We start from the raw sequence: 21,717 nt of genomic DNA on the forward strand, positions 1-21,717 counted from the left end.
CGGAAGCATTCCTTCCCCCTTGCTGCTTCCATATAAAAGCACAGGGTACTGCTGAACATTTGACTATACAAATAATTCTGATAATATTATGAAGCACAATACTATCCATTTTACAGATCTGACAGGAAGGTGAAATTGTGACAACGCTTAACAGTACAAACGACCACACGACTCCCCTGAGGAGAGATATCCGTTCCCTTGGACAAATGCTTGGAAACATTCTTGTCCATCACGGCGGTGAAAAGTTATTAAATAAAGTAGAAACCATCCGCCAGCTGACCAAAGACTTACGCCAAAACCCTGAACAGCATACTTATAAACAGCTGAAACAAGAAATCCAGAGCCTCGAGCCTCCTATGCGCTCGCAGGTCATCCGCGCATTCTCCATCTATTTCCATCTTGTGAATATCGCTGAGCAGAACCACAGAATCCGCAGAAGAAGAGAATATCAACTCCGTGAAGATCATGGGGCACAGCCTTTTTCATTGGAAAGTGCCGTGGTTAATTTGAAAAACAACAACTTTTCCAAAGAGTTGATTCAAGATGTGCTCCACGACCTTTCCCTTGAATTGATCATTACCGCACACCCGACGGAAGCAACCAAGAGAACTGTGCTCGAAATCCAGAAACGGATTGCTGCAATCCTTCAAAAGCTGGATCACCCGCAGCTCACAAAAGGAGAACGCCAAAATCTTCAGGACAGCCTCCAGAACGAAGTGACAGTTCTATGGCAGACGGATGAACTCCGTGAGCGCAAACCGACCGTCATGGATGAAGTACGGAATGGATTGTACTACTTCGACCAGACGTTGTTTGATGTTCTTCCTGATATTCATCAGGAGCTTGAAAATCGTCTGGAAGATCATTTCCCAGGAGAAGACTGGGACGTACCGAATTTCCTTAAATTCGGATCCTGGATTGGTGGAGACCGTGACGGAAACCCGAACGTGACTCCGGAAATCACTTGGGAAACGCTTGAGAAGCAGCGCCGTCTTGCTTTGAAAAAATATGACCAGGTCCTTGTGGAGCTGATGAAACGATTCAGTCACTCTTCGACACAAGTGACCGTGACCGACGCTCTGAAACGATCGATCGAGGAGCAGGAACCTCTTCTTTCTGAAGAAAAGAGATGGCGGGATGACCGGGAAATCTACCGCAGGAAGTTTGCCATCATCCTTGAACGCCTGCGTCAAGTAGGCCGGTCTGAGATTGGTTATAAAGATGCAGACGAACTGCATGAAGACCTTCTCCTTATACAGGAAAGCGCCCAGACCCACCAGCCGAACCGAGGCGAACTCAAAAAATTGAGAAAGTTGATCCGACAGGTGGAAATGTTCGGCTTCCATCTCGCTACTCTGGACATCCGTAATCACAGCGGGGAGCATGAAGCTGCGGTTACCGAACTGCTCCGTAAGGTTGGAATTGAAGAGGACTATTCAGCTCTCTCTGAAGAGCGGAAGCTGGCCGTCCTTCAGGATGTATTGAAAGACCCGCGTCCGATTTCCCTGCTGAACGAGGATTATTCAGAGTCCACCCAGCAGATGCTGACCGTTTTCCAAATGATCCGTAAAGCTCACCTGGAGTTCGGTAAACGCTCCATTGAAGTTTACTTGATCAGTCATACAGAAGCCGCAAGTGATCTTCTGGAAGTTCTTGTCCTTGCTAAAGAGGCGGGTATTTACAGACTTCACGCCGATGGCACAGTGGAAAGCAACATCAATGTTGCCCCGCTGCTGGAAACCGTGGACGATCTCGTTGCCGGACCTGAGATTCTTAAAACTGTGTTTGATATGGACATATACAGCCGTCACTTGAAAAAGCGCGGCAGTTCACAGGAAATTATGCTTGGATATTCCGACGGCAGTAAAGATGGTGGAACACTCACGGCCAACTGGCGTTTGTACAAGGCTCAGCAGGAAATCCGTGAAATGGCCGAGGATTATGGTATCGGTCTCAAGTTCTTCCATGGCCGCGGAGGCTCATTAGGCCGCGGGGGCGGACCATTGAACCGCAGCCTGCTGTCACAACCTGCTGAAACCCTGGGTGAAGGAGTGAAGATCACCGAACAAGGAGAAGTGCTTTCTTCCCGTTATCTGCTACGTGACATTGCTTACCGAAGCCTGGAACAGGCAGCCTCCACCCTTGTGGAAGGCGCAGCCAATGTCTCGAAGGAATCGGAGCAGGGCCACCACCGTGAAGACACATGGGAACAGGCCATCGAAGAAATTTCCGAAGTGTCTCTTAAAAAATACCAGGACCTTGTCTTCGGCGACCCTGAATTTCTTACGTACTTCAATGAAGCCACGCCGCTTCAGGAAATCAGCGGCCTGAATATAGGGTCACGGCCAATGAAGCGTAAGGACAGCTCCAAGTTTGAAAATCTGCGCGCCATTCCATGGGTCTTTGCCTGGACACAGAACCGCCAGCTCCTCCCTGCCTGGTACGCCGCAGGAACGGGTCTCGCTTATTATGCCGATCAAGGCAGCGAGCAACTTGACCAATTGCAGCAGATGTATGAAAACTGGCCGTTCTTCCGTTCTACCATCAATAACCTGCAGATGGCCCTGACGAAAGCCGACATTCAAACGGCCCGTGAGTATACCGAGCTTGTCCAGGATGAAAAGATCGGAAAGCGGATCTTCAATGAAGTGGTTGAAGAATATGAGCGTACGAAAGAAATCCTCCTCCGGATTACAGGAGATGATGAACTGTTGAATCATCAGCCGACGATCAAGGAATCCGTCCGTCTGAGGAACCCTTACGTCGACCCATTGAACTTCCTGCAGGTGGAGTTGATTAAAGAGCTCCGCAAGGAAGAAGATCCAAACGATGAAATTCTAACAGAAGTACTGCTGACGATCAGCGGAATCGCTGCAGGACTTCGTAATACAGGTTGATCAACAAAACTGCCGGCCAAGCGCCGGCAGTTTTTTTATGTGGTTCATCAAATCCGCTGAATTGGACATAGTAAAACAGACATCAACCACATAAAGTGAGGGAATCATCATGATTAGTATCCTTTTAGGACTTGTTTTACTCATGCTTCTCGCCTACCTGGGCTGGTCCATCATCTGGATTGCTCCGCTCGTATCAGGCTTTGTCGCAATTCTAAGCGGAATGGACATCCTTCCTGCCTATACGGACACGTACATGCAGGGATTCGTAGATTTTGCAAAAGACTACTTCCCCATCTTCCTATTCGGTGCGATTTTCGGAAAGCTGATGGAGGATACAGGAGCTGCCCAGTCCGTCGCTCACAAAATCTCCAGTGTCATTGGGAAAAAACGGGCCATCCTTGGTATGCTGCTGTCGGCTGCTATTCTAACCTACGGCGGTGTCAGTCTGTTCGTCGTCGTTTTCGCTGTTTATCCTCTCGCTGTAGCGATGTTCAGAGAAGCGAATGTTTCAAGAAAACTGATCCCGTCCACCTTTGTTCTCGGCGCTTTCACATTTACGATGACCGCTGTTCCGGGTACACCACAGATTCAGAACATCATTCCGATCAATACATTCGAGACCAATACGATGGCGGCACCGATCCTGGGCATCGCCGCCGCTTTAATCATGGCTGTCGGCGGATACTTTTATTTGAAATTCCGCGAAGGCCGGCTGACTAAAAATGATGAGACCTTTACAGAGCCTGAAGGGGATAACCAGGTGAAAAGTGTCAACGAGGAAGAACTTCCAAACTGGATTTTATCCACCATCCCCCTCATTGCAGTAGTAGCGACGTTGAATATATTTGACTTGAATATCCTGACCGCCCTGCTCATCGGAATTCTGCTGATTATGGCATTTAACTGGAAAGATTATAAAGACTTTATCAAAGCCATAAACGGCGGTGCCTCCGGATCGGTTATGGCGACCATTAATACAAGTGCGGCTGTTGGTTTCGGGACAGTGGTTACCGCTTCCCCCGGATTTGATACAGTGAAAGAGCTTATTTTCAGTATTCCACTCAGCCCTTATTTTTCAGAAGCTTTCGCTGTCCAGCTGTTAGCGATGATCACCGGCTCTGCTTCTGGTGGTATGGGAATCGCTTTGGAAGCGCTCGGTCAGGAGTATTATGATATAGCAGTGAATCAAGGACTCAGTCTGGAAGCCTTCCACAGAATTACCTCTGTAGCTTCAGGTGCTTCCATCCTTCCTCATAACGGGGCACTGCTGACTTTATTCACGGTTACCGGCCTGACCCATAAGGATTCCTACAAGGACGTATTCGTAGTGGGCTTGGTCATTCCAATGATTGCAACCATAGCCATCATCCTGCTGGCTATGATGGGAATCAATTAACCCGGCTGCCTCAGACGTCTCCAAATGATCATATAGAAAAAAGGGAGGAACTTCTCATGATGAGAAGTTCCTCCCTTTTTTGTCTAAGTCATAAAAAAACCCTGCACCAAGGACAGGGTTTTCCTTTATTTATGGTTTTATTGAACGGTATACCCACCGTCAATGACTGCAGCTTGACCGGTGATGCTTTTCGCTTTATCACTGACAAGAAAAATGGCGTAGTCAGCGACCTCCTGGACCTGAAGGAGACGTTTCTGAGGGACAAGTGGATAGATGACTTCTTCCAAGGCTTTTTCTTTCTTAATGTTCCGCGTGTTCGCCAGGTCCTCCAGCTGATTCTGAACAAGCGGCGTATCCACATAGCCTGGGCAGATCGCATTAACGGTAATGCCATCATCAGCTCCCTCCAGAGCCGTCACTTTCGTCAGCCCGATAACCCCGTGCTTGGCACTGTTGTACCCTGCTTTACCGGCAAACCCAATTAAACCGTTGATGGAAGCCATATTCAAGACACGTCCATACCCCTGCTTTTTCATATGGGGAAAGGCGTGCTTGATTCCGAAAAATGGGCCTTTGAGCATAATATCAAGAATCAATGCAAACTTCTCAGATGGAAATTCCTCCACCGGAGCCACGTGCTGAATCCCGGCATTATTGACGAGAATATCGATACGGCCGAATTTACTGACTGTTTCTTCAATCGCATGCTTCACATCTTCTTCTTTCGCTACGTTGGCGACAACACCTTCGACCGTAAAGCCTTGAGATCGAAGCTCCTCGACCGATTTGTCCAATGTTTCCTGGTTGATGTCATTTAACATAACTTTGGCACCGGCTTTTGCAAATTCCGTAGCAATTTCCAAACCGATGCCTTGGCCTGATCCTGTAATTAAGGCAGATTTTCCTTCTAACACGATAATTCCTCCTTCTAGGTTCATCACTCCTTACCTTTCCCACTTTTCCGGAAAAATGCACAAAAAACTCAGCCTTTGAAAGGCTGAGTTTTTTCAGCTTGTAGAGAAACCTTTTTTCCAGTGACTCAAAGGAGCGGTCACCAATATAGGATTTTCTCAAAGCGGCAGTAACGCAGCTTGTCCTGTGCTTTTGAAACAGCGAAGAAGCGATGCTCAACGTTCTTTTTTATCATAGGATAAAGCAGTCTTCCCACAGGCATCGGCACGAGAAGCGTTCGGTGGTGACGTCTCCGGGAACAGTGCGAGCGGAAGATCCACTTGGTCCAATGGTTTTCTTGACCAAGTCAGCGGAGGACGTGCCCGCGGCAGGCATCCACCGATAAGCGGAACGTGCCCTCTCAACATGACATACGGACAACTCTAACTGGGTAGGACGAACTTTTTCTTTAGTATAGTTTTCCCTGGCGGTACATAATGTTGGACAATTTCATAACGGAGTGGATATAGCAGTTTTGACGGAGCGGGAACGGATCTCCGAAAAACTGCGGAAGAATCGTATCCATCGTATGTTTCATTTTATCGAACAGCCGTTCAAATACTTCGTCTTCGTTCATGAAACGCGCCTCTCTTCCCTGCACCCATTCATAGAAGGAAACGATCACACCACCGGCATTGGCAAGGATATCCGGAATGATCAACACACCTTTATCCGCCAGATGCTTATCTGCTTCCTCTGTAATAGGTCCGTTAGCGCCTTCAACAATAATTTCTGCCTGGATATCCTTCATGTTGCCTTCGTGAATCTGATCTTCCAGCGCTGCAAGGAACAGGACGTCGACATCCATGGTAAGCAGTTCATCCCGGTCTCTGATTTCTGCTTGGAGTTCGTGCTCTTCCAGCTGCTGATCTTCGGTGGGAAGGTCTCCATCATTCTGTTTCGTGAATTCCACAAGTGCTTCAATATCCAGCCCATCACGGTTGTACAACATGACGTTTGCATCGCTGACAGCGACCACTTTGTTGTTCAAGTAATCACATTTTCTGGATTCAAGCGCGGCTACTGATCCAAGGTTACCAAAGCCCTGAACAGCCATTTTCAATTCTTTATCGGCATGATTCAGCGCCGTTTTGGCAAATATATTATCGGTTCCTTCCAGCCAGTCTTTATTATTCTTCAAGAAGTCATGCAGCATATAGCGGAACGTAAAGTAGACACCTTTCCCTGTTGATTCGCGGCGTCCAAGTGACCCACCGTTCACAATGCTTTTGCCTGTAAAACTGTTGCGGTAGGGTTCTCCCGGATGGAGCGCCTTGTACTCACCCATCATCCAGTCCATTTCCCGTTCTCCCGTTCCTACGTCAGGAGCTGGTATGTCTTTATCAGGCCCCAGAATATCGTTAAAATACTGGACATATTTTTTGCAGATCAGATTTAGTTCCTTCACACTGTAATCTTTCGGATTGATTCCGACGCCGCCTTTTCCTCCGCCGAACGGCAGCTCATGAAGGGCATTTTTCAACGTCATCAGCTTAGCGAGGTTGGCCACTTCGTCTTCATGGACCGATTCATGGAAGCGGATCCCGCCTTTATATGGGCCTACCGTATCACTGTGTTGAATACGAAAGGCTGGAATACGAACGATCTGACCGTCCTCCATGGGAACTCTTAAGTATGATTTGTGCACGTGATTCGGTGTGGATAGAAGGGCCACCAGTGATTTATACGCCTGCTCTCTGGACTGGTACTTCAGATCCGGTAGAAAATCTTCATCTTCCATAACTGCTTTCAGTGACTCTTCGATGATTGATTGTTGTCTCTGCATACATAAAGCCTCCGATCTAATGATAAGGTCCTGTGCTGATTTTCACTCACTAAATTACCCATACCCTAATTTTTCCACGTGAAACGTTTCCTAACCATTAAAAAAGCTCCCTGAATAAGGGAGCTTTTGGCTGTAGAAAAAGTCTGTGTTAACCAGTTAGAGTTGTCCATTTGTCGTGCCAAGGGTCACATTCCGCTTTTTGGTGGATGAATGCCGCGGGCATCACCACCGAACGCTCCTCGTGTATGCAGATTCAAAAGAACGGCATGGGCTGCATTATGGCCGCTTGCGTGGAAAAGAAAAAGGGAAAGAACAGGCGCTGATCACGGCTGCCTGCCGGAATATGAACAAGACTCTCCTCCATCCAGCAAGGATGAGCTGGGTGGAGGAGAGTCATTTTCGATGTTAAAGAACTCCCAAGGAGCGGTGCCCCTTCCACTCCTGCGGAAGAACGAGTGGGCCGAGATCGCCGAGCGTGGGTTTTGCGAGGAAGCTCGGGCGCTCGTCCGCGGAAAGGGAAGGGGCTTTCGCTCCTGGCGGCAAGAAAGAAAAAAGCTTGTAAAGAAACAGAGGTTTCTCTACAAGCTGAAGCTCCCTGAATAAGGGAGCTTTTTGTTCAACCTAAAATATTATATCCAGAATCCACATACACGATTTCGCCGGTTACCCCCCGGGATAGGTGACTCATCATAGCCAGCGTCATATCGCCGACCTCTTCCTGTGTCACATTTTTTCTAAGCGGAGACGTTTCTTCGATCTTGCTGAGAATTTCATTGAAGCTTGGTACACCCTTTGCAGCGAGCGTACGGACAGCTCCCGCAGAAATCGCATTCACACGGACCTGCTGCTGTCCCATATCTTCAGCGAGGTAACGGACAGCCGCTTCAAGGGAGGCTTTTGCTACCCCCATGACGTTGTACCCTTTCACCAAGCGCTCCGCACCGAGATAGCTCATAGCCATCAATGAACCACCTTCTGTCATATACGGCCGCGCCGCTTTGGCTACCGCTATGAGGGAGTAAGCACTCGTATCATGAGCGAAGGCAAAGCCGTCCCGGGACGTTTCAATAAAGTCGCCTTTCAAGTCTTCCGCATGGGCAAAGGCAATGGAGTGACAGACCCCGTGGATCACACCTGCCTGCTCTCCGATTGTCGTAAAGGCCTCCTGGATGCTTTCGTCATTGTTTACATCACACTGAACAACAGCTCCCGCCTCGACGCCTTCTTCTTCAAGAAGCTTCTGCAGTTTCGTATAGCTGCGGTCTTTTCTATATGTAAAAATGACATTCGCTCCTGCCTTGTAGAGGGACCTCGCTACGCCCCAGGCAAGGCTCCGCTTATTGGCTACACCCATCACGACGATGTTCTTATCTTTCAACTGTAAAATGTCTTCCATAATTACCTCCAGTGAATCTTTTCTCGACTACTTATCTTACCATACTTATTTGCCGGGCTCCTCTAATTCTACATGAGCAAATCTTCCACCTAAAGAGGTAAAACGAAGTCCAGAGGTGACGGGCAGCGGGTGGATGAAACAGGGGCCATCATAGACAAAGGTATGGAATTCCCCATGTTCCCCGCACAGATCCACCCCTTCAGGAAGAGCATTCAGAAAATCCATGTTGAACGTCCTTCCTGCATACTCTTCAGGCAGCACGTCGGTATCCACGGTCGTGACGATGCTTTTAAAGCCAAGCTGGATCAACGTCTCTGCTGTTTCTTTTGCCGGCTGTTTCCACAAAGGAAATATTCCTTCCATCCCTATCCTATCCAAGAGCTGCAGGCGGTAATCTTTGATATCCTCAAGAAAAAGATCGGCGTAGACGACAGCGGAGACATCTTCCTTCCTCAGCTGCTCCGCTTGTCGTCCCAACGCCTGCTCGTACTGCTCATTGGAGGCCTCTTCCGGAAGTTCCACCTCGTATAAGGGCAGCTGCAGAGCCTCAGCCTGGCTCCTTATCCATTCCGTTTTCACTTCGTGGACCGGAAGCCTCTTCCTTTCTGCAGACACGGTTGAGATCAACCCTTTTACAGTATAGGCAGGATCATTCAGCATCAGGTATAAAGCAAAAGCAGAATCTTTCCCGCCACTCCACGATACAACCACACGTTCCGTCATTGCGCTCCCCCTATCTCCGTTTTCTTCCATTCCAGTAAGCCCCGTCTTCCATGTGGACAAAAGGCAGTTCTGTGTCCACTTCTCCATAAATCATCGTCCGTGCTTCATCCTTCCCTGCAAGCCACTGATGAAAGTCCAATTCCACCGGCTCCTGATCTCCACCTAAAGCAAACCATGCCTTTCTTTCCTTCGGGAGGTAGCCGGCTGTATGAATCGTACCAGCCCATTGGTCATAGAGATCCGAAAATACACCGCCGTCTGTATCATTCATCAGACGGAAAGCTTCGTAAGCCCCGGAAAGCTGTTCACGTCCGGCCTGAACAGCCTCCATCCGCCGTTTGGAATCCACCAGATGGTTCCGGTTTTCCTCTACCATGATTTCAAAATGGTTGGTACACACATCCGCTTCCCTTACAGCCGTTCCACGCGGAGAAGCTTCCACAACATACGTACGTCCGCTCGGATCAAATACCGTGTAGCTGAACGAATGACGATGGGGGATTTCTTTCAGCATCGCCACGGCTTCCTCTACATCCGCACAGGATTCGAGGATGATTCTTCCAATCATACAGCAGATAAACCCATCTCCCGGCCTCTTCCGATGCATAAAGTTATAGCCGAGAACGAGTCCCTTTTCATTCATCCCATCCATACGACCGGTTATTCTCTGCGTCGGTCCGATTGTGCTGTATCCCTGATCTTCCGGTTGAAACAAGGCGTAACGCCCTTCATACGTTTTCGGCATATAATCATAATTACGGATAAAATACCCGTTACCCGTCATGATGGAGCAGCCGCTTCGTTTATAGTCGACCCGGTAGCCGCCGAATTCCATCATCACCCGTTCCATCGGCCACCCCAGGGCATCCCTGAGGCCCAGCAGTTCATCCCAAATGCCCGGAGCAAAGCGGGTAATCGCCTCCTTCACTTCTGATTCTTCTACTGTAAAACGCGGGATACGTACCTTCCACTGTTTTTCCCGGTTTTTTATCGTCATCGAATTTCTCAGCTGTTTCCCCTGAAAATATCCATAATCGTAATGGGAGCCTCGAAATTGTACCACCCTGCTGTATACCTGCTTCATCATCTGACCCTCTCTTTTTCTGAATTAGCTTCATTCTACTATGTCTTCCTTCATCAGAAAAGACATCCATATTCTGCCACACCCAGGAATAAATGCGCCATTCATATAGTTTTTCGACGATTTTTTTGATACGCTAATGATTGTAACAAATGATAGAAAACGTTTACGAGAAGGGAACGCAGGGGACTTGAATTTGTGAAGGTGGTGGAACAAAAGTGAAAAAAGTTGTCATTTTAGGTGGGGGATACGGCGGCATGAACGCTCTTCACGGGCTGCTTGACGGCGTAAGGGATGATGTACACATCACCGTGATCGACCGGAACCCATACCATTCATTGAAGACAGAATTTTATACCATTGCTGCAGGCACGGAATCCGACCGTCATGCCCGTGTAGACTTTCCTGAGCATGAGCAGGTGGATTACGTTTTTGATGAAATTGAAAACATTGATGTTGAATCCGGGCACGTCCGGGTGAAAGGCGGACTTGAGCCTGTTCCTTATGATTATCTCCTTATCGGACTGGGTTGTGAGGATAACTATCACGGCATCGAAGGGGCGCAGCAATTTACAGAGAGTGTCCAGACGTTCTCCAAAGCCCGTAGTGCCGGCTATTCCATCAATAACCTCGGAGCATACGGCAAAATTACCGTTGTAGGTGCCGGGCTGAGTGGCATTGAAGTCGCTTCTGAGGTACGTGAAAGCCGGCCGGATTTGAACATCCGCCTGCTTGACCGGGGCTCTTCTGTATTGAAAGCTTTTGATTCAAAGATTCAGGAATATGTAGAAAAGTGGTTCAATGACAATGGTGTCGAGGTTATCCACCATGCCAATGTGGAGTACGTCGAGAAGGATGGGGTCTGCAACAACGGCCTTTGTTATATCAATGATGTCACAGTATGGACCGCTGGTGTACGTCCGAATTTCCTCGTACGAGAGCTTCCTTTTGAAAAAGATGATCAGGAAAAAGTCATCATTAATGATTTCTACCAGGTACCCTCTCATCAAAATGTCTATGTTGTAGGAGACTGTGCGTCTTCCGAGTACTCTCCAAGTGCACAGCTGGCCGGCCAGCAAGGCGAAAAAGTTGCAGATGTCCTTCGTGCCGTTCTCCAGGACCGCGTACCGGAACGTCCCGGCGACGTCAAACTGAAGGGATCCCTCGGCTCGCTTGGAAAAAACGACGGATTCGGCAATATGCTCCAAAAGCCTATGACCGGTGTCCTCCCTCGTCTTGCCAAGTCAGGAGTCTTGTGGCTGAGCAAACGACATTAAAAAGAGATCGATCACAAGGTGTGATCGATCTCTTTGTTTATACATACGATTTCTCAAGCAGGCCGCCAAGATAACGGGCAAGCTCAAGCATGCCGTAAATGCCGGCCGCAGCCTCGGCATCCGAGTTGTAATTCGTGTTTGTGTTAACGTCGTAAGTGAAAAGATTCCCTTCCGCATCCTGGATCGCTTCGATTCCTGCAACCTGAACGTTGTTCTCCTTTAAAAATGCCTCATAATGATCGACAATTTCCGGACGATAATTTTCCAGAATTTCAAACTTTGCTTTCGGTGCTTCCGCTTGTTGATCTGTCGGGCAGTAAAGGTCTTCGATTGTGCAGGCATCAGCCGGACATAACTCAAATCCTTCTGATGTATCCACTTTCACCCCGTAGACAAACTTCCCACCGACAAATTCATGGCGGACGATGTAAGGTTCGGGAGCCTCGATATACTGTTGAATCAGCGTTATTCCATCGACCGGTTCCTCAAAGGACGGGCCGTCGATATATTCTCTCAGAGCTTCAGTCGAATGAAACAATTGAACCCCCTGACCTTTTCCGGCACGGTTATGCTTTGTGATGAAAGAGGATTGATCAAGCTTGCGGGCCGCTTCAAGAATGTTGTATCTGCCCACGGCTGTGATGGTTTTCGGTGTTTGAATACCTGCCTGATTCAAGGCCATGTACTGATTCACTTTACTTACCTCAAGACGAAGCGCGCGGCTGCCATTGATCACCGTCCGGCCGTGGCGCTCCAGCCAAGCAAGGACAGCCTCTGTATATTCCGGTGCAAAACGGTGATTTCTCGTATGAGACGATGCGCTGATCCTGTTATAAAAAATGCCTTCCGGAGGCTCGCTTGTCAGATCAAGCGTCCCTTGATCCAGATGCCATAACTCGTAGGGAAGATCCAATTCTTCCAGCCGTTCCGTCAAGTGGCCGGTCCATTCGTCGTTTTCATGAAGTACATAGATTTTACTCATGCCAGGACTCCTTTCATTTCGATACTTTCTTTATTTTATCATAAAATCCCGATAAAGTTACTAGGATATAATCCATCCACCGCCCTTTTTATCGACCCTTCAAAAGGCACAGCACCCCTGGACGAAAAAACACCCTCCACGATGGAGGGTGTTGAGGTCAGCTTGCTTTCGTTGTAAGGACACGCTGCTGTTTCTGCACTTTGTGTTTGATCACCTGCCACACGAACCATGTGAAGACGGCTGTCCAGATGATGGCGCCTAATATCATGGATGTGGAGTAAGCAAGGCCGAATCCTTCCGGCGCATAAAAGATGTAGGTACTGACCACCGCAGTCATAAACAGCGCGGGCACACTGCAGATCCAGTGGAACTTCGCCTGCTTCATCAAATACATGGCTCCCGTCCAAAGCATGACGGTGGCCACTACCTGGTTCGACCAGCCGACATAACGCCAAAGGAAACTGTAGTCCATCTGTGTGAGCATGAAGGTTGGGATAGCGACAGGTACAGCAAGGAGAATCGTCGCCCATTTCCCATTCCATTCTTTATTCGTAAACCCTTTGAGCAGATCCACCAGCATCATTCGGGACGACCGAAGCGCTGTATCCCCTGTCGTAATGGGGAGGATGATGACACCGAGAACAGCAAGAATACCCCCGAGAGTCCCGAGCGTAGATGTACTGATTTCGTTGACCACGCCGGCCGGACCGCCTGCGTCAAGCGCCGTTTGAAGCTCTCCTGTGCCCCCGAAGAAGGCCATTCCAGCTGCGGCCCAGATCAAGGCAATGATACCCTCGGCAATCATTGCGCCATAAAATACTTTTCTTCCTTCGCTTTCTTTTTTCAACGTCCGGGCAAGGATCGGGCTTTGAGTACTATGAAACCCTGAAATGGCACCACAGGAAACGGTAACCATCAGCAGCGGCCAGATGGGAAGTTCCTGAGGATGGAGGTTCTCCACAGTCAGGTTTGGAACCGGGTGATCAAAGAAGAACAATCCAATTCCGATACTGACGGCCATAAAGATAAGAATCGCCCCGAAAACCGGGTACACTTTTCCGATAATTTTATTGATAGGAAGAACAGTCGCCACCAGAAAGTAAGCAAAAATAAGCAGGATACATGTAAAGAAACCAAGCGGTGTAACCTCTGCCATCAGCTGAGCCGGCCCTGCAGTAAATGCAGCGGCAACCAGCACCATCAAACCAATCGATAGAATATTAATGACGACACGGGCTGGGTTTCCAAGATATTTCCCTACAAGGCCGGGGAACTGCTCGCCTTTATGCCGAAGAGACATCATTCCAGAGAAGTAATCGTGGACCGCTCCTCCGAAAATTGATCCAATGACAATCCATATAAATGCAACGGGCCCGTAAAGAGCACCCATAACAGCACCAAAAATCGGTCCAAGCCCAGCGATATTGAGAAGCTGGATCAAACTCGCTTTCCACCAGCTCATAGGCATGTAGTCAAATCCGTCATTTTGTTCATAGGCCGGTGTCGTCTTTTCGTCATTGATGACAAAAATGCGTTCGACCACCTTTCCATAAACCAAATAACCGAGAATAAGTAAAACAACAGATGCGATAAATGTGACCATCGCTGAGCCTCCTTCCAAATGAGAATATAAAAAGTATTCTAGCCGCTTCTTTGTCGAATAACAACCCATTATCTGAATATTTATTTTTTTATTCTTTTTTTTCTTGAAGTAAAGCGTTTGCACCTTAAAAGTACATAAAAAAGAGCCTTCTGCTCGATGCAGAAGGCTCTTTTTTATGTATGAAACCTGCCACCCTGTAGGAATGGTTAAGTTTCCCGCAGTCGTAATGATCGCAGGGCGGCATTACTGATAATTTAACACAACACGCCGAAAGCATCAAACCATGCATCCCTTCCTCTGTAAAAAAGGTTCACTGGTTTGAGCAGTGATAGCTGTCCTCATTTCCGAAACGATTCAAAAGGTCGTCCAGATCCTGGGAAATGCGCAGCAGCTCCGGATCCTCCGGGTTCTTATTATATATGTCATACATGTGTTTTCTTAATTCCTCAATCTGCTTTTCAAGTCTTTCTTTATAAGGCATGCCCTCAACTCCTTCCTCAATCATTTTCCCCGTTTCCTGAAGCCTAAACCGAAAAAAAACGGGAGACGTTCCTTTTAAAGAACGAAGGCCGCGGGTTAACCGCCGGCGGATAACGCTATGTCCAAAGAAAAAAACGTGGTAAACTTTAGCCACATACATAAAAGGAGGCAGAACCATGTTCCAAACGATTTCCACCACCCAGGCACCCGGTGCCATCGGACCTTACTCCCAGGCGGTTGACCTTGGCAGCCTTGTTTTTCTTTCCGGCCAGATCCCTCTGGATCCTGCTACGATGGAATTTGTATCCGATGACGTCACTGAACAGACCCATCAGGTTATGAAAAACTTGAAAGCTGTTCTGAAGGAAGCCGGTCTCGACTTTTCCCATGTAGCTAAAATGAATATCTACCTTGCTTCCATGGATGACTTTGCCGCTGTGAACGACGTATATGCCGGCTATTTGAAAGAACCTTATCCAGCACGCGCCGCCGTTGAGGTCAGCAGACTGCCTAAAGGAGCCAGAGTAGAAATCGAAGCCGTAGCTGTTCGAAAATAGCCAAAAACAGAGCCCTTACCGGCTCTGTTTTTTTAGTCTTCATCCTTAATATCAGGATCTTCCGGAATCGGGCTGTTCAAATACTCCTGAATCAATTCCCTGTAGTGTTCCATCTGCTCCAAATGCTTGGAGAATTGATGTTTATTGATCAGCCACTGCTCCCCATCATGGACCGTTTTAATTTTATTATGATGAATCAGATACTCGATATAGTCATCAGGAAGCTCCAGGTATGCAGCAGTTTCCTTTACAGTCATATACATAAGGACGCCCCCCTTTCTCTCCCCTATTTTAACATGATTTCCACCACGAGCCGGTTTCTTTTTGTCTCACATCGGGAAATACTTCTTTAAGCAATCATAAGTTAAAGAAGGAGTGAACAAAGAGAGATGGCTTCTACATTTACATCCTCAAGCAATTCAGATGCTCAACAAACCAAGGAGGATATAAAACCATGGGTCCGCCGGCTGGCCCGGTTCGGTTTTATGGCCAAGGGAACGGTATACATGCTGATCGGCCTCCTCACTTTCATGGCAGTGATCGGTGTCGGGGGCGGAAAAACGACCGGAACATCCGGTATGTTCCGTACCGTGGCTCAAGTAGCTTTTGGTGAAATCCTGTTATGGGGTGTGGCCATCGGCCTGCTCGGCTACATTATCTGGCGGCTGATCGAAGCCGTTCTTGACCCGGCAAATAAAGGCAGTGACGCAAAAGGGATCATTACCCGGATTGGGTATGTCGTCGCTGCTGTCATTTATGGTGGTATTGCCTACAATGCAGTGAAAATTGCTATGAATGCAGGCTCAAGCGGCGGAAGTACGGAAAAAACCATGTCCGCGCAATTGTTATCCCAGCCTTTCGGTCAATGGCTCGTCGGAGCTGTCGGGCTCATTACGATCGGGTATGCCGTCTATGAATTTTACCAAGGATCCACAGGACGGTTTATGAAATCTTTCAATCATGGTGATATGGATAAACATCACCGAAAAGTAGCTGAAACGAGTGGACGCTTCGGTTTATCTGCCCGTGGCGTTGTGCTTGGTTTAATTGGGTTCTTCTTCATCAGGACCGCTTTGACGTCCAACCCTGATCAGGCTAAAGGCATGGACGGTGCTCTTTCTGAAATATCTCAGCAGCCCTTTGGGCAGGTCCTTCTCGGTATTGCTGGATTGGGATTGATGCTGTACGGCATTTATCAAATCGTCCGCGGGCGTTACACACGCATGAACTTCGGCGCAAAATGATTGCTGCAGACTTGATGTATGACGTTCGTGGTTGTGCTATACTAAGCCTACGAATGACATCAGGAGGACGTTATGCTTACATTTGAAGAAAAAGTTGCAATTATTGAAGAGTTTTCGGAATTAGACCGGAAAGATGTCTCGCTTGGACGAGTGAATTTCCACTATGAGGATAGCCTTTATGATAAGAAAATCATCGTATACCGCCTTCATCCAAATGGCAACGGCTTTGTCTATGCCGGTGAAATCGAAGGCGCAGACACGGATGAGCGCGGCATGATCAATATTAAAGACTACAGCGCCGATGCTTTGAGACATTTAATCAAAGAGGCGGTTGACTCGCTTTCCTTATCCCCGGCTGAAAAAAATCCGGTTATGGAAGAATGGCTGAACGATCGCGATCAGGCTTTGATTTTATTAAGAGAAGAAGACGGCTACAACGTCTATGCTGATGAAACATTGGAAGGCGCGTTCAACTCCTATCAGGAGGCAGCGTCTTTCCTTGAGCAGGAAGGATTCAGCCGTCTTTAAAAAAGAGCCCCTCGGGCTCTTTTTTTTTGGTTCCACCGACCCACCCAGCCTGCATAAGCTGTAATAAAGGAGGTCTGCGTCATGCAGCATTACTTCAGGCGGCAGGCAGAAACGGCAGTTGTTACAGCTTTTGCTCACGGAGACGTCAACGGAGACTCCATCACCGACTTTGTGTACTTGACCGGGTACCAGTCTTCCGACAGTCCGTACGTAACCGGCATTACGCTCATTATCCAGGACGGGCGTACCCAGCAGTTTTACAGTATTCCCCTCATTACAAACACTGGATATCAACCACGGCTGTTCTTAGGTGATTTCACGGGGGATGGCACCGATAATATTTTAATCAGTATGGACTCAGGCGGAAGCGGCGGTTTTGGTTATTACTATGTCTATGCATTCTTAAACAATCAGCCTTCTCTTCTATTTAATTATGAGACCTTCGATTCTTTATTTACGTATTCCGTCACTTACCAGAATGATTATAAAGTGGACGTGACGAATGAGACACTCGCCCTGTCTTTTATCATTGACCTGAGTAACCGCGGTGAGGACTATCTTTCTGAAATCTATGCTGATGACGGGACACTGCTCATCCCGATCGAAGGATCAGTATCCGGACTCAATCAGTTATATCCCATCGACTTCAACGGTGATGGTGTATATGAATTATTCGCATTCCAACGCGTCATCGGACGGTATAATGCCGATGGCCTCGGCCTCATCCAAACGCCCCTTTCCTGGAACGGGCAGCAGTTCATCCCTTTTTCCAATCAACAGTACCTCGCCGTTTCCGGACAATCATCCGAGTAAATAAATAAGTGTAGAATCAAATGCTCCGACTGGGAAATTTTAAGTTATAGAACGGTGAAATAGGGTATAGGTACAATAATGCTTATCGGAAGGAGACCAAAGATGGACAGTTTAAACCAAAGACTCGCGCAATACTTTGAAGATAACCAGACGAAACTTGTCAGTGAACTGCTTCCCGCAACATTGGACCAATTAGAAATCGACTATACCGATCAGGAATTGACTTATCACTTCGATATGCTGTCCCTGCTTCTTGATCGTGTGGCGAGAAGTCTTCTGCAGCATCCAGAGGAAACCAACGCCGCCGAAATCGGTTATGATACGAATAATTACCTCTACTCCCGTGGGGTGCTTCTCAAACAGACCGTAGATGTCCTCTGCGTTTTCCGCCTCTCCTTGATGAAGCACATGAGAAAATCAGACATGATCAAGGAAGCGAAGGTGGAAGAGGGCTTTCTCGTTACGGAAGAAGTGGTGACTGCCTTTGATGCAGCGATTCGTGCAACCACAGATAACTATAATAAATTGAAAGAACAAGAACATGAGAAAATCGAGAAGGACTTAAATGAAGTATCAACCCCAGTGGTGCTCATTGATGAATTTCAGGCTGTGCTGCCCCTGGTAGGAGAATTCTCACCGGACCGTTTTGAAGTCGTTAAAGATCATACCCTTCATAAAGTGAAAGAATACGGCCTGCGTCTGTTGTTCATTGATTTCTCCGGCATTGCCACGTTTGATGATGTATTCATTCATGACTTATTCAATCTAACGAAAACCATCAAACTGCTCGGTACGAGGACCGTCCTGACCGGCATCCGGACAGAAATGGCTATGGCTGCCATCGATTCAGAAATCAGCTTCAAAGAGCTGGAAACCTACAATGATTTGAAACAGGCACTGCTGTCCGTCAATCAAGACGGCTAACAAACTTCATTTGAACAGGAGAATGCATTGACCTATCCCCACTTTTCTACATAACCAATGGTCAATCCCAATAAAAAAAGCATCAAGCCAGGGCTTGATGCTTTTTCAAATGCTTTACTTTTGATTTGCATGAGAACGTGGAAACCTGAACAGAATCGCAAGAATTCCTGATAACGCCAGGAGAATGGGATAAAAGGCAAACGGTACAATGCTGACGGGTGATATACTCGCTACACTGGCGGCAGATAAGATCTGCGCCCCATACGGAATCAGCCCCTGCACCGAGCTTGAGAAGATATCAAGCACACTCGCCGATCGTTTAGGGTCAATCCCGAATCGTGAAGAGATTTGTTTAGCAAGCGGACCTGCCGTAATAATAGAAATGGTATTGTTCGCTGTTGACACGTTCACCGCGGCAACAAGGCCGGCGATGCTGAATTCACCGCCACGGCTGGAGCGGGCACGACTGCTGATTTTTTCTAATAGGAAATCGATTCCACCATTTCTGCGGATCAGCTCCACCAGACCTCCAAGAAGGATAACAAGCAGAGAAAGCTCCTGCATCCCGGCAAAACCATCTCCAATGAGAGTGATGAGTTCCATTCCTGAGAAATCCCCCATCAGAAGTCCAATCAGCCCGGCAGAGATCACGCCTCCCATTAAGACGAAGATGACATTAATCCCCATCACAGCAAACACGAGCACTCCAAGATAAGGAAGAACTTTGATGATTTCAAAACTTTGATCTCCCTGCGCGCTCCCCGATGCACCAGCGGTCAATACGCTATATATAACAGCTGTTACAATGGCTGCCGGAAGGACGATGAGAAAGTTGGCGCGGAATTTGTCCTTCATCTTCGTTCCCTGGGTACGGACAGCCGCAATGGTCGTATCAGAGATAATCGATAAGTTATCCCCAAACATCGCCCCACTAATGAGCGCTCCCAGAGTTAATGGAAGGGCCGATCCTGTCTGATCTGCAATACCGACTCCGATCGGCGCCAGCGCGACAATCGTTCCTACAGATGTCCCCATGGAAATGGAGATAAAACACGCAATAAGAAACAGGCCGACAATAAGCAGCTGTCCCGGCAGAACGGCCAGCCCGAGGTTAACTGTCGAATCTACCGCTCCCATCCCTTCAGCGACAGTGGAAAAGGCTCCGGCAAGCAGAAAAATGACGACCATCAGAATGATATTGGAATGCCCGCCTCCCTCCGTAAACTGCTGCAGCTTTGTCTGGAAATCCGTTTTTCTATTCATAAACAGGGCTGTTAAAATCGCTGCAAATATAGCGACCAGCACCGGCATTTGGTAGAAATCTCCGGTCCATATCCCAGAACCGATAAAAAGGACAATAAAGACGAGAAAAGGAATTAAGGCCAAGCCATTTCCCTTGATATTATTTTCTTTTTCCATACATGCTCCTTCTTTCTTCAAGATTAGAATCCTTTCATACTCTACCCTAATTCCCGCGTGGATATCAAGCATGAGAAACATTCCATTCATCACAGCGCCGACTTTTTTTAACGTTGAAGGATAAAAGTCGTAAAGGCCCCCTGAAAATGACAAAAAGAGCCGAAACCTATGAATGTAATGACCTCCCCTATTGAAATAAAATGAAAGGCGCCGCTGAATATCAGCGGCGCCTCTTTTTTATGAACAGCGTGTTTAGAAGAAGAAGAGATGAGCGATCAACGCGGCCACAGGCAGCGTGATTACGGTCCGCTGCAGGAAAATGATGAACAGTTCAAAGAAGTTGATCGGAATTTTAGATTTGATTAACAGAATGCCTATTTCCGACATGTAAATCAACTGCGTAAGAGACATGACTCCGATTATGAAACGGGTCAGCTCTGATTCAATCCCGCTCCCCACAACAGCCGGAAGAAACATGTCAGCAAACCCGACGATCATCGCAGGAGCTGCGGCTGATGCTTCCGGAATCTGGAGCAGCTGCAGCAGAGGCAGAAATGGGTACGATAAATACGTGAAGACGGGCGTGAATTCTGCAGCTACCAGCGCAACCGTTCCAAGAGCCATAACCAACGGAATCAATCCAAGCCAGATATCCAGTACATTATAAACCCCTTTTTTCACAACCGTTCCAGCACTTTTCACTTGATCGGCTTTTTCCACCGCTTTTTCCAATCCCCATCTGAATGAAGAGACTCCCTCCGGAACGACTTCATCAATCTGTTTGCCGACCGGTCCGTAATACGTTTCTTTTTTTCTCGACAGTGGAGGAATACGCGGGCAAATGACCGCAGCTACAATCCCGCAGACGACGACTGTAAAGTAGAAGGCAACGAACCGGTGATCGATATTCAGGAACTTGGCGATCACTAAACTGAAGGCAATGGAAGCAATGGAAAAGTTCGTAGCCACCACGGATGCTTCACGTTTAGAATAATAGCCTCCCTCATACTGCTGGGTCGTCAATAAAACCCCGACCGTCCCGCTCCCCATCCAGGAAGCCATTGCATCGACCGAAGACCGCCCCGGAAGCTTGAACAGGGGATGCATGACCTTCCGCACCACGGTACCGATAAAGTCCATCAGTCCGAATTCCAAAAGCAGCGGCATAAACAAGCTGGCGAACAAAAACCAGACCATCAATACAGGGATCAGATCGTTCAATACGACACCGCCGGTCAAATCCGACTGAATCACCGCCGGGCCCGTCTGGGTGAGAGTCAGAACCGCAAAAACAGCCCCAAAGAAACGGAAAGCCATCCAAAGCGGCCCTACATCAAATAATTGAAACAGGAAGGCCTCCGGTTTTCTCTTTTCCACGGGAACGAATTTCACGATGAACGTTCCGAGTGTCGAGAAGACGATGACCCCTGTCATAAAAGCTGGAATATAAGCAGCCATGGCCCCTTGAAGTCCATCCGCTAGAATTCCGAGCCCGATCGTTACTCTGCCATTGATAGAAATAGGTACGAGAAATAGTAGAATTCCGATGATAGAAGGAAGGATGAATTTCATCCACTGCTTCGTTGTATAAGCAGATGCTCCTGCTGTCTCTTTCATTTTTTCCTGTTGTAGTTCCATTCTTCTTCCTCCTCCGACATTT

The 21,717-nt window shown here is 47.8% G+C and carries 21 protein-coding genes; 9 read left to right on the forward strand and 12 right to left on the reverse strand.

Annotated elements, in window-relative coordinates:
- Nucleotides 1-137 precede the first annotated feature (137 nt).
- Nucleotides 138-2,897, forward strand: coding sequence for a phosphoenolpyruvate carboxylase (gene ppc / locus ACXAJH_RS13440; RefSeq protein ID WP_474994222.1), 2,760 nt, complete (start codon nucleotides 138-140; stop codon nucleotides 2,895-2,897).
- Between the two features lie 109 nt (nucleotides 2,898-3,006).
- Nucleotides 3,007-4,293: a GntP family permease gene (locus tag ACXAJH_RS13445; RefSeq protein WP_474991202.1), complete on the forward strand. Its 1,287-nt coding sequence runs from the start codon at nucleotides 3,007-3,009 to the stop codon at nucleotides 4,291-4,293.
- A 137-nt stretch (nucleotides 4,294-4,430) separates the two neighbouring features.
- Here the strand turns inward: ACXAJH_RS13445 and ACXAJH_RS13450 are convergent, their stop codons facing one another.
- From ACXAJH_RS13450 to ACXAJH_RS13460, 3 genes are all read right to left on the reverse strand, one after another.
- Nucleotides 4,431-5,207, reverse strand: a complete 777-nt coding sequence (locus ACXAJH_RS13450) for a 3-hydroxybutyrate dehydrogenase (protein ID WP_474994224.1) — start codon at nucleotides 5,205-5,207, stop codon at nucleotides 4,431-4,433.
- 213 nt (nucleotides 5,208-5,420) lie between these two features.
- On the reverse strand, nucleotides 5,421-5,612 hold the full coding sequence (locus tag ACXAJH_RS13455) for a hypothetical protein (protein ID WP_474967524.1): 192 nt from the start codon (nucleotides 5,610-5,612) through the stop codon (nucleotides 5,421-5,423).
- A gap of 41 nt (nucleotides 5,613-5,653) precedes the next feature.
- Entirely contained in the window at nucleotides 5,654-7,030 is a 1,377-nt protein-coding gene (locus tag ACXAJH_RS13460) for a Glu/Leu/Phe/Val family dehydrogenase (protein ID WP_474967523.1), read from the reverse strand.
- A gap of 402 nt (nucleotides 7,031-7,432) precedes the next feature.
- Between ACXAJH_RS13460 and ACXAJH_RS13465 the strand changes: the two genes are divergently transcribed.
- Nucleotides 7,433-7,633: a hypothetical protein gene (locus ACXAJH_RS13465; protein ID WP_474994226.1), complete on the forward strand. Its 201-nt coding sequence runs from the start codon at nucleotides 7,433-7,435 to the stop codon at nucleotides 7,631-7,633.
- 13 nt (nucleotides 7,634-7,646) lie between these two features.
- Here the strand turns inward: ACXAJH_RS13465 and fabI are convergent, their stop codons facing one another.
- Genes fabI through ACXAJH_RS13480 form a run of 3 tightly spaced genes read right to left on the reverse strand, consistent with a single transcriptional unit; the run spans nucleotide 7,647 to nucleotide 10,233 of the window.
- On the reverse strand, nucleotides 7,647-8,426 hold the full coding sequence (gene fabI, locus ACXAJH_RS13470; RefSeq protein ID WP_474967521.1) for an enoyl-ACP reductase FabI: 780 nt from the start codon (nucleotides 8,424-8,426) through the stop codon (nucleotides 7,647-7,649).
- Nucleotides 8,427-8,471: 45 nt separating this feature from the next.
- The gene (locus tag ACXAJH_RS13475) at nucleotides 8,472-9,149 is read right to left on the reverse strand and encodes a Dph6-related ATP pyrophosphatase (RefSeq protein WP_474994228.1); all 678 of its coding nucleotides are present in this window, start codon (nucleotides 9,147-9,149) and stop codon (nucleotides 8,472-8,474) included.
- Nucleotides 9,150-9,159: 10 nt separating this feature from the next.
- Complete coding sequence (locus ACXAJH_RS13480; RefSeq protein WP_474994467.1) at nucleotides 9,160-10,233, reverse strand: C45 family autoproteolytic acyltransferase/hydolase; 1,074 nt, start codon at nucleotides 10,231-10,233, stop codon at nucleotides 9,160-9,162.
- 215 nt (nucleotides 10,234-10,448) lie between these two features.
- On the opposite strand from ACXAJH_RS13480, the gene ACXAJH_RS13485 reads away from it, so the two are divergent.
- Nucleotides 10,449-11,507 (forward strand): NAD(P)/FAD-dependent oxidoreductase, encoded by a 1,059-nt coding sequence (locus ACXAJH_RS13485; RefSeq protein ID WP_474967519.1) that lies wholly within the window; start codon nucleotides 10,449-10,451, stop codon nucleotides 11,505-11,507.
- A 37-nt stretch (nucleotides 11,508-11,544) separates the two neighbouring features.
- Here the strand turns inward: ACXAJH_RS13485 and ACXAJH_RS13490 are convergent, their stop codons facing one another.
- The 3 genes from ACXAJH_RS13490 to ACXAJH_RS13500 all read right to left on the reverse strand — a co-directional run bounded on the left by ACXAJH_RS13490 (nucleotide 11,545) and on the right by ACXAJH_RS13500 (nucleotide 14,573).
- Nucleotides 11,545-12,489, reverse strand: a complete 945-nt coding sequence (locus tag ACXAJH_RS13490) for an ATP-grasp domain-containing protein (RefSeq protein ID WP_474994230.1) — start codon at nucleotides 12,487-12,489, stop codon at nucleotides 11,545-11,547.
- Between the two features lie 157 nt (nucleotides 12,490-12,646).
- Nucleotides 12,647-14,092, reverse strand: a complete 1,446-nt coding sequence (locus ACXAJH_RS13495) for a carbon starvation CstA family protein (RefSeq protein WP_474994232.1) — start codon at nucleotides 14,090-14,092, stop codon at nucleotides 12,647-12,649.
- Between the two features lie 310 nt (nucleotides 14,093-14,402).
- A complete protein-coding gene (locus ACXAJH_RS13500; RefSeq protein WP_474967516.1) occupies nucleotides 14,403-14,573 on the reverse strand; it encodes a Spo0E family sporulation regulatory protein-aspartic acid phosphatase in 171 nt (56 codons plus the stop codon).
- A gap of 175 nt (nucleotides 14,574-14,748) precedes the next feature.
- On the opposite strand from ACXAJH_RS13500, the gene ACXAJH_RS13505 reads away from it, so the two are divergent.
- Nucleotides 14,749-15,129 (forward strand): RidA family protein, encoded by a 381-nt coding sequence (locus ACXAJH_RS13505; protein WP_474967515.1) that lies wholly within the window; start codon nucleotides 14,749-14,751, stop codon nucleotides 15,127-15,129.
- A 32-nt stretch (nucleotides 15,130-15,161) separates the two neighbouring features.
- On the opposite strand, the gene ACXAJH_RS13510 is transcribed toward ACXAJH_RS13505, so the two are convergent.
- Entirely contained in the window at nucleotides 15,162-15,392 is a 231-nt protein-coding gene (locus ACXAJH_RS13510) for an excisionase family DNA-binding protein (RefSeq protein ID WP_474967514.1), read from the reverse strand.
- 126 nt (nucleotides 15,393-15,518) lie between these two features.
- Here ACXAJH_RS13510 and ACXAJH_RS13515 point away from each other — a divergent pair, with 126 nt between their 5' ends.
- From ACXAJH_RS13515 to ACXAJH_RS13530, 4 genes are all read left to right on the forward strand, one after another.
- Nucleotides 15,519-16,373: a DUF1206 domain-containing protein gene (locus ACXAJH_RS13515; protein ID WP_474971987.1), complete on the forward strand. Its 855-nt coding sequence runs from the start codon at nucleotides 15,519-15,521 to the stop codon at nucleotides 16,371-16,373.
- 72 nt (nucleotides 16,374-16,445) lie between these two features.
- The gene (locus ACXAJH_RS13520) at nucleotides 16,446-16,901 is read left to right on the forward strand and encodes a hypothetical protein (protein WP_474967512.1); all 456 of its coding nucleotides are present in this window, start codon (nucleotides 16,446-16,448) and stop codon (nucleotides 16,899-16,901) included.
- Between the two features lie 81 nt (nucleotides 16,902-16,982).
- Nucleotides 16,983-17,714, forward strand: a complete 732-nt coding sequence (locus ACXAJH_RS13525) for a VCBS repeat-containing protein (protein WP_474967511.1) — start codon at nucleotides 16,983-16,985, stop codon at nucleotides 17,712-17,714.
- Nucleotides 17,715-17,816: 102 nt separating this feature from the next.
- Nucleotides 17,817-18,638: an STAS domain-containing protein gene (locus ACXAJH_RS13530; protein WP_474967510.1), complete on the forward strand. Its 822-nt coding sequence runs from the start codon at nucleotides 17,817-17,819 to the stop codon at nucleotides 18,636-18,638.
- 114 nt (nucleotides 18,639-18,752) lie between these two features.
- Here ACXAJH_RS13530 and ACXAJH_RS13535 read toward each other — a convergent pair whose 3' ends face one another.
- Nucleotides 18,753-20,057 (reverse strand): Na+/H+ antiporter NhaC family protein, encoded by a 1,305-nt coding sequence (locus tag ACXAJH_RS13535; RefSeq protein ID WP_474994234.1) that lies wholly within the window; start codon nucleotides 20,055-20,057, stop codon nucleotides 18,753-18,755.
- 252 nt (nucleotides 20,058-20,309) lie between these two features.
- A complete protein-coding gene (locus ACXAJH_RS13540) occupies nucleotides 20,310-21,695 on the reverse strand; it encodes a YjiH family protein (RefSeq protein ID WP_474967508.1) in 1,386 nt (461 codons plus the stop codon).
- Nucleotides 21,696-21,717 lie beyond the last annotated feature (22 nt).

It is taken from the genome of Halobacillus sp. ABD4_316 (assembly GCF_056161385.1).

What these genes read in the sequence shown, in the direction of transcription:
- ACXAJH_RS13445 (WP_474991202.1), top strand. Translation starts at nt 3,007, where the DNA reads ATGATTAGTATCCTTTTAGGACTTGTTTTACTCATGCTTCTCGCCTAC.
- ACXAJH_RS13455 (WP_474967524.1), bottom strand. Translation starts at nt 5,612, where the DNA reads ATGTTGAGAGGGCACGTTCCGCTTATCGGTGGATGCCTGCCGCGGGCA.
- ACXAJH_RS13460 (WP_474967523.1), bottom strand. Translation starts at nt 7,030, where the DNA reads ATGCAGAGACAACAATCAATCATCGAAGAGTCACTGAAAGCAGTTATG.
- ACXAJH_RS13465 (WP_474994226.1), top strand. Translation starts at nt 7,433, where the DNA reads ATGTTAAAGAACTCCCAAGGAGCGGTGCCCCTTCCACTCCTGCGGAAG.
- fabI (WP_474967521.1), bottom strand. Translation starts at nt 8,426, where the DNA reads ATGGAAGACATTTTACAGTTGAAAGATAAGAACATCGTCGTGATGGGT.
- ACXAJH_RS13475 (WP_474994228.1), bottom strand. Translation starts at nt 9,149, where the DNA reads ATGACGGAACGTGTGGTTGTATCGTGGAGTGGCGGGAAAGATTCTGCT.
- ACXAJH_RS13480 (WP_474994467.1), bottom strand. Translation starts at nt 10,233, where the DNA reads ATGAAGCAGGTATACAGCAGGGTGGTACAATTTCGAGGCTCCCATTAC.
- ACXAJH_RS13490 (WP_474994230.1), bottom strand. Translation starts at nt 12,489, where the DNA reads ATGAGTAAAATCTATGTACTTCATGAAAACGACGAATGGACCGGCCAC.
- ACXAJH_RS13495 (WP_474994232.1), bottom strand. Translation starts at nt 14,092, where the DNA reads ATGGTCACATTTATCGCATCTGTTGTTTTACTTATTCTCGGTTATTTG.
- ACXAJH_RS13500 (WP_474967516.1), bottom strand. Translation starts at nt 14,573, where the DNA reads ATGCCTTATAAAGAAAGACTTGAAAAGCAGATTGAGGAATTAAGAAAA.
- ACXAJH_RS13505 (WP_474967515.1), top strand. Translation starts at nt 14,749, where the DNA reads ATGTTCCAAACGATTTCCACCACCCAGGCACCCGGTGCCATCGGACCT.
- ACXAJH_RS13510 (WP_474967514.1), bottom strand. Translation starts at nt 15,392, where the DNA reads ATGTATATGACTGTAAAGGAAACTGCTGCATACCTGGAGCTTCCTGAT.
- ACXAJH_RS13515 (WP_474971987.1), top strand. Translation starts at nt 15,519, where the DNA reads ATGGCTTCTACATTTACATCCTCAAGCAATTCAGATGCTCAACAAACC.
- ACXAJH_RS13520 (WP_474967512.1), top strand. Translation starts at nt 16,446, where the DNA reads ATGCTTACATTTGAAGAAAAAGTTGCAATTATTGAAGAGTTTTCGGAA.
- ACXAJH_RS13525 (WP_474967511.1), top strand. Translation starts at nt 16,983, where the DNA reads ATGCAGCATTACTTCAGGCGGCAGGCAGAAACGGCAGTTGTTACAGCT.
- ACXAJH_RS13530 (WP_474967510.1), top strand. Translation starts at nt 17,817, where the DNA reads ATGGACAGTTTAAACCAAAGACTCGCGCAATACTTTGAAGATAACCAG.
- ACXAJH_RS13535 (WP_474994234.1), bottom strand. Translation starts at nt 20,057, where the DNA reads ATGGAAAAAGAAAATAATATCAAGGGAAATGGCTTGGCCTTAATTCCT.
- ACXAJH_RS13540 (WP_474967508.1), bottom strand. Translation starts at nt 21,695, where the DNA reads ATGGAACTACAACAGGAAAAAATGAAAGAGACAGCAGGAGCATCTGCT.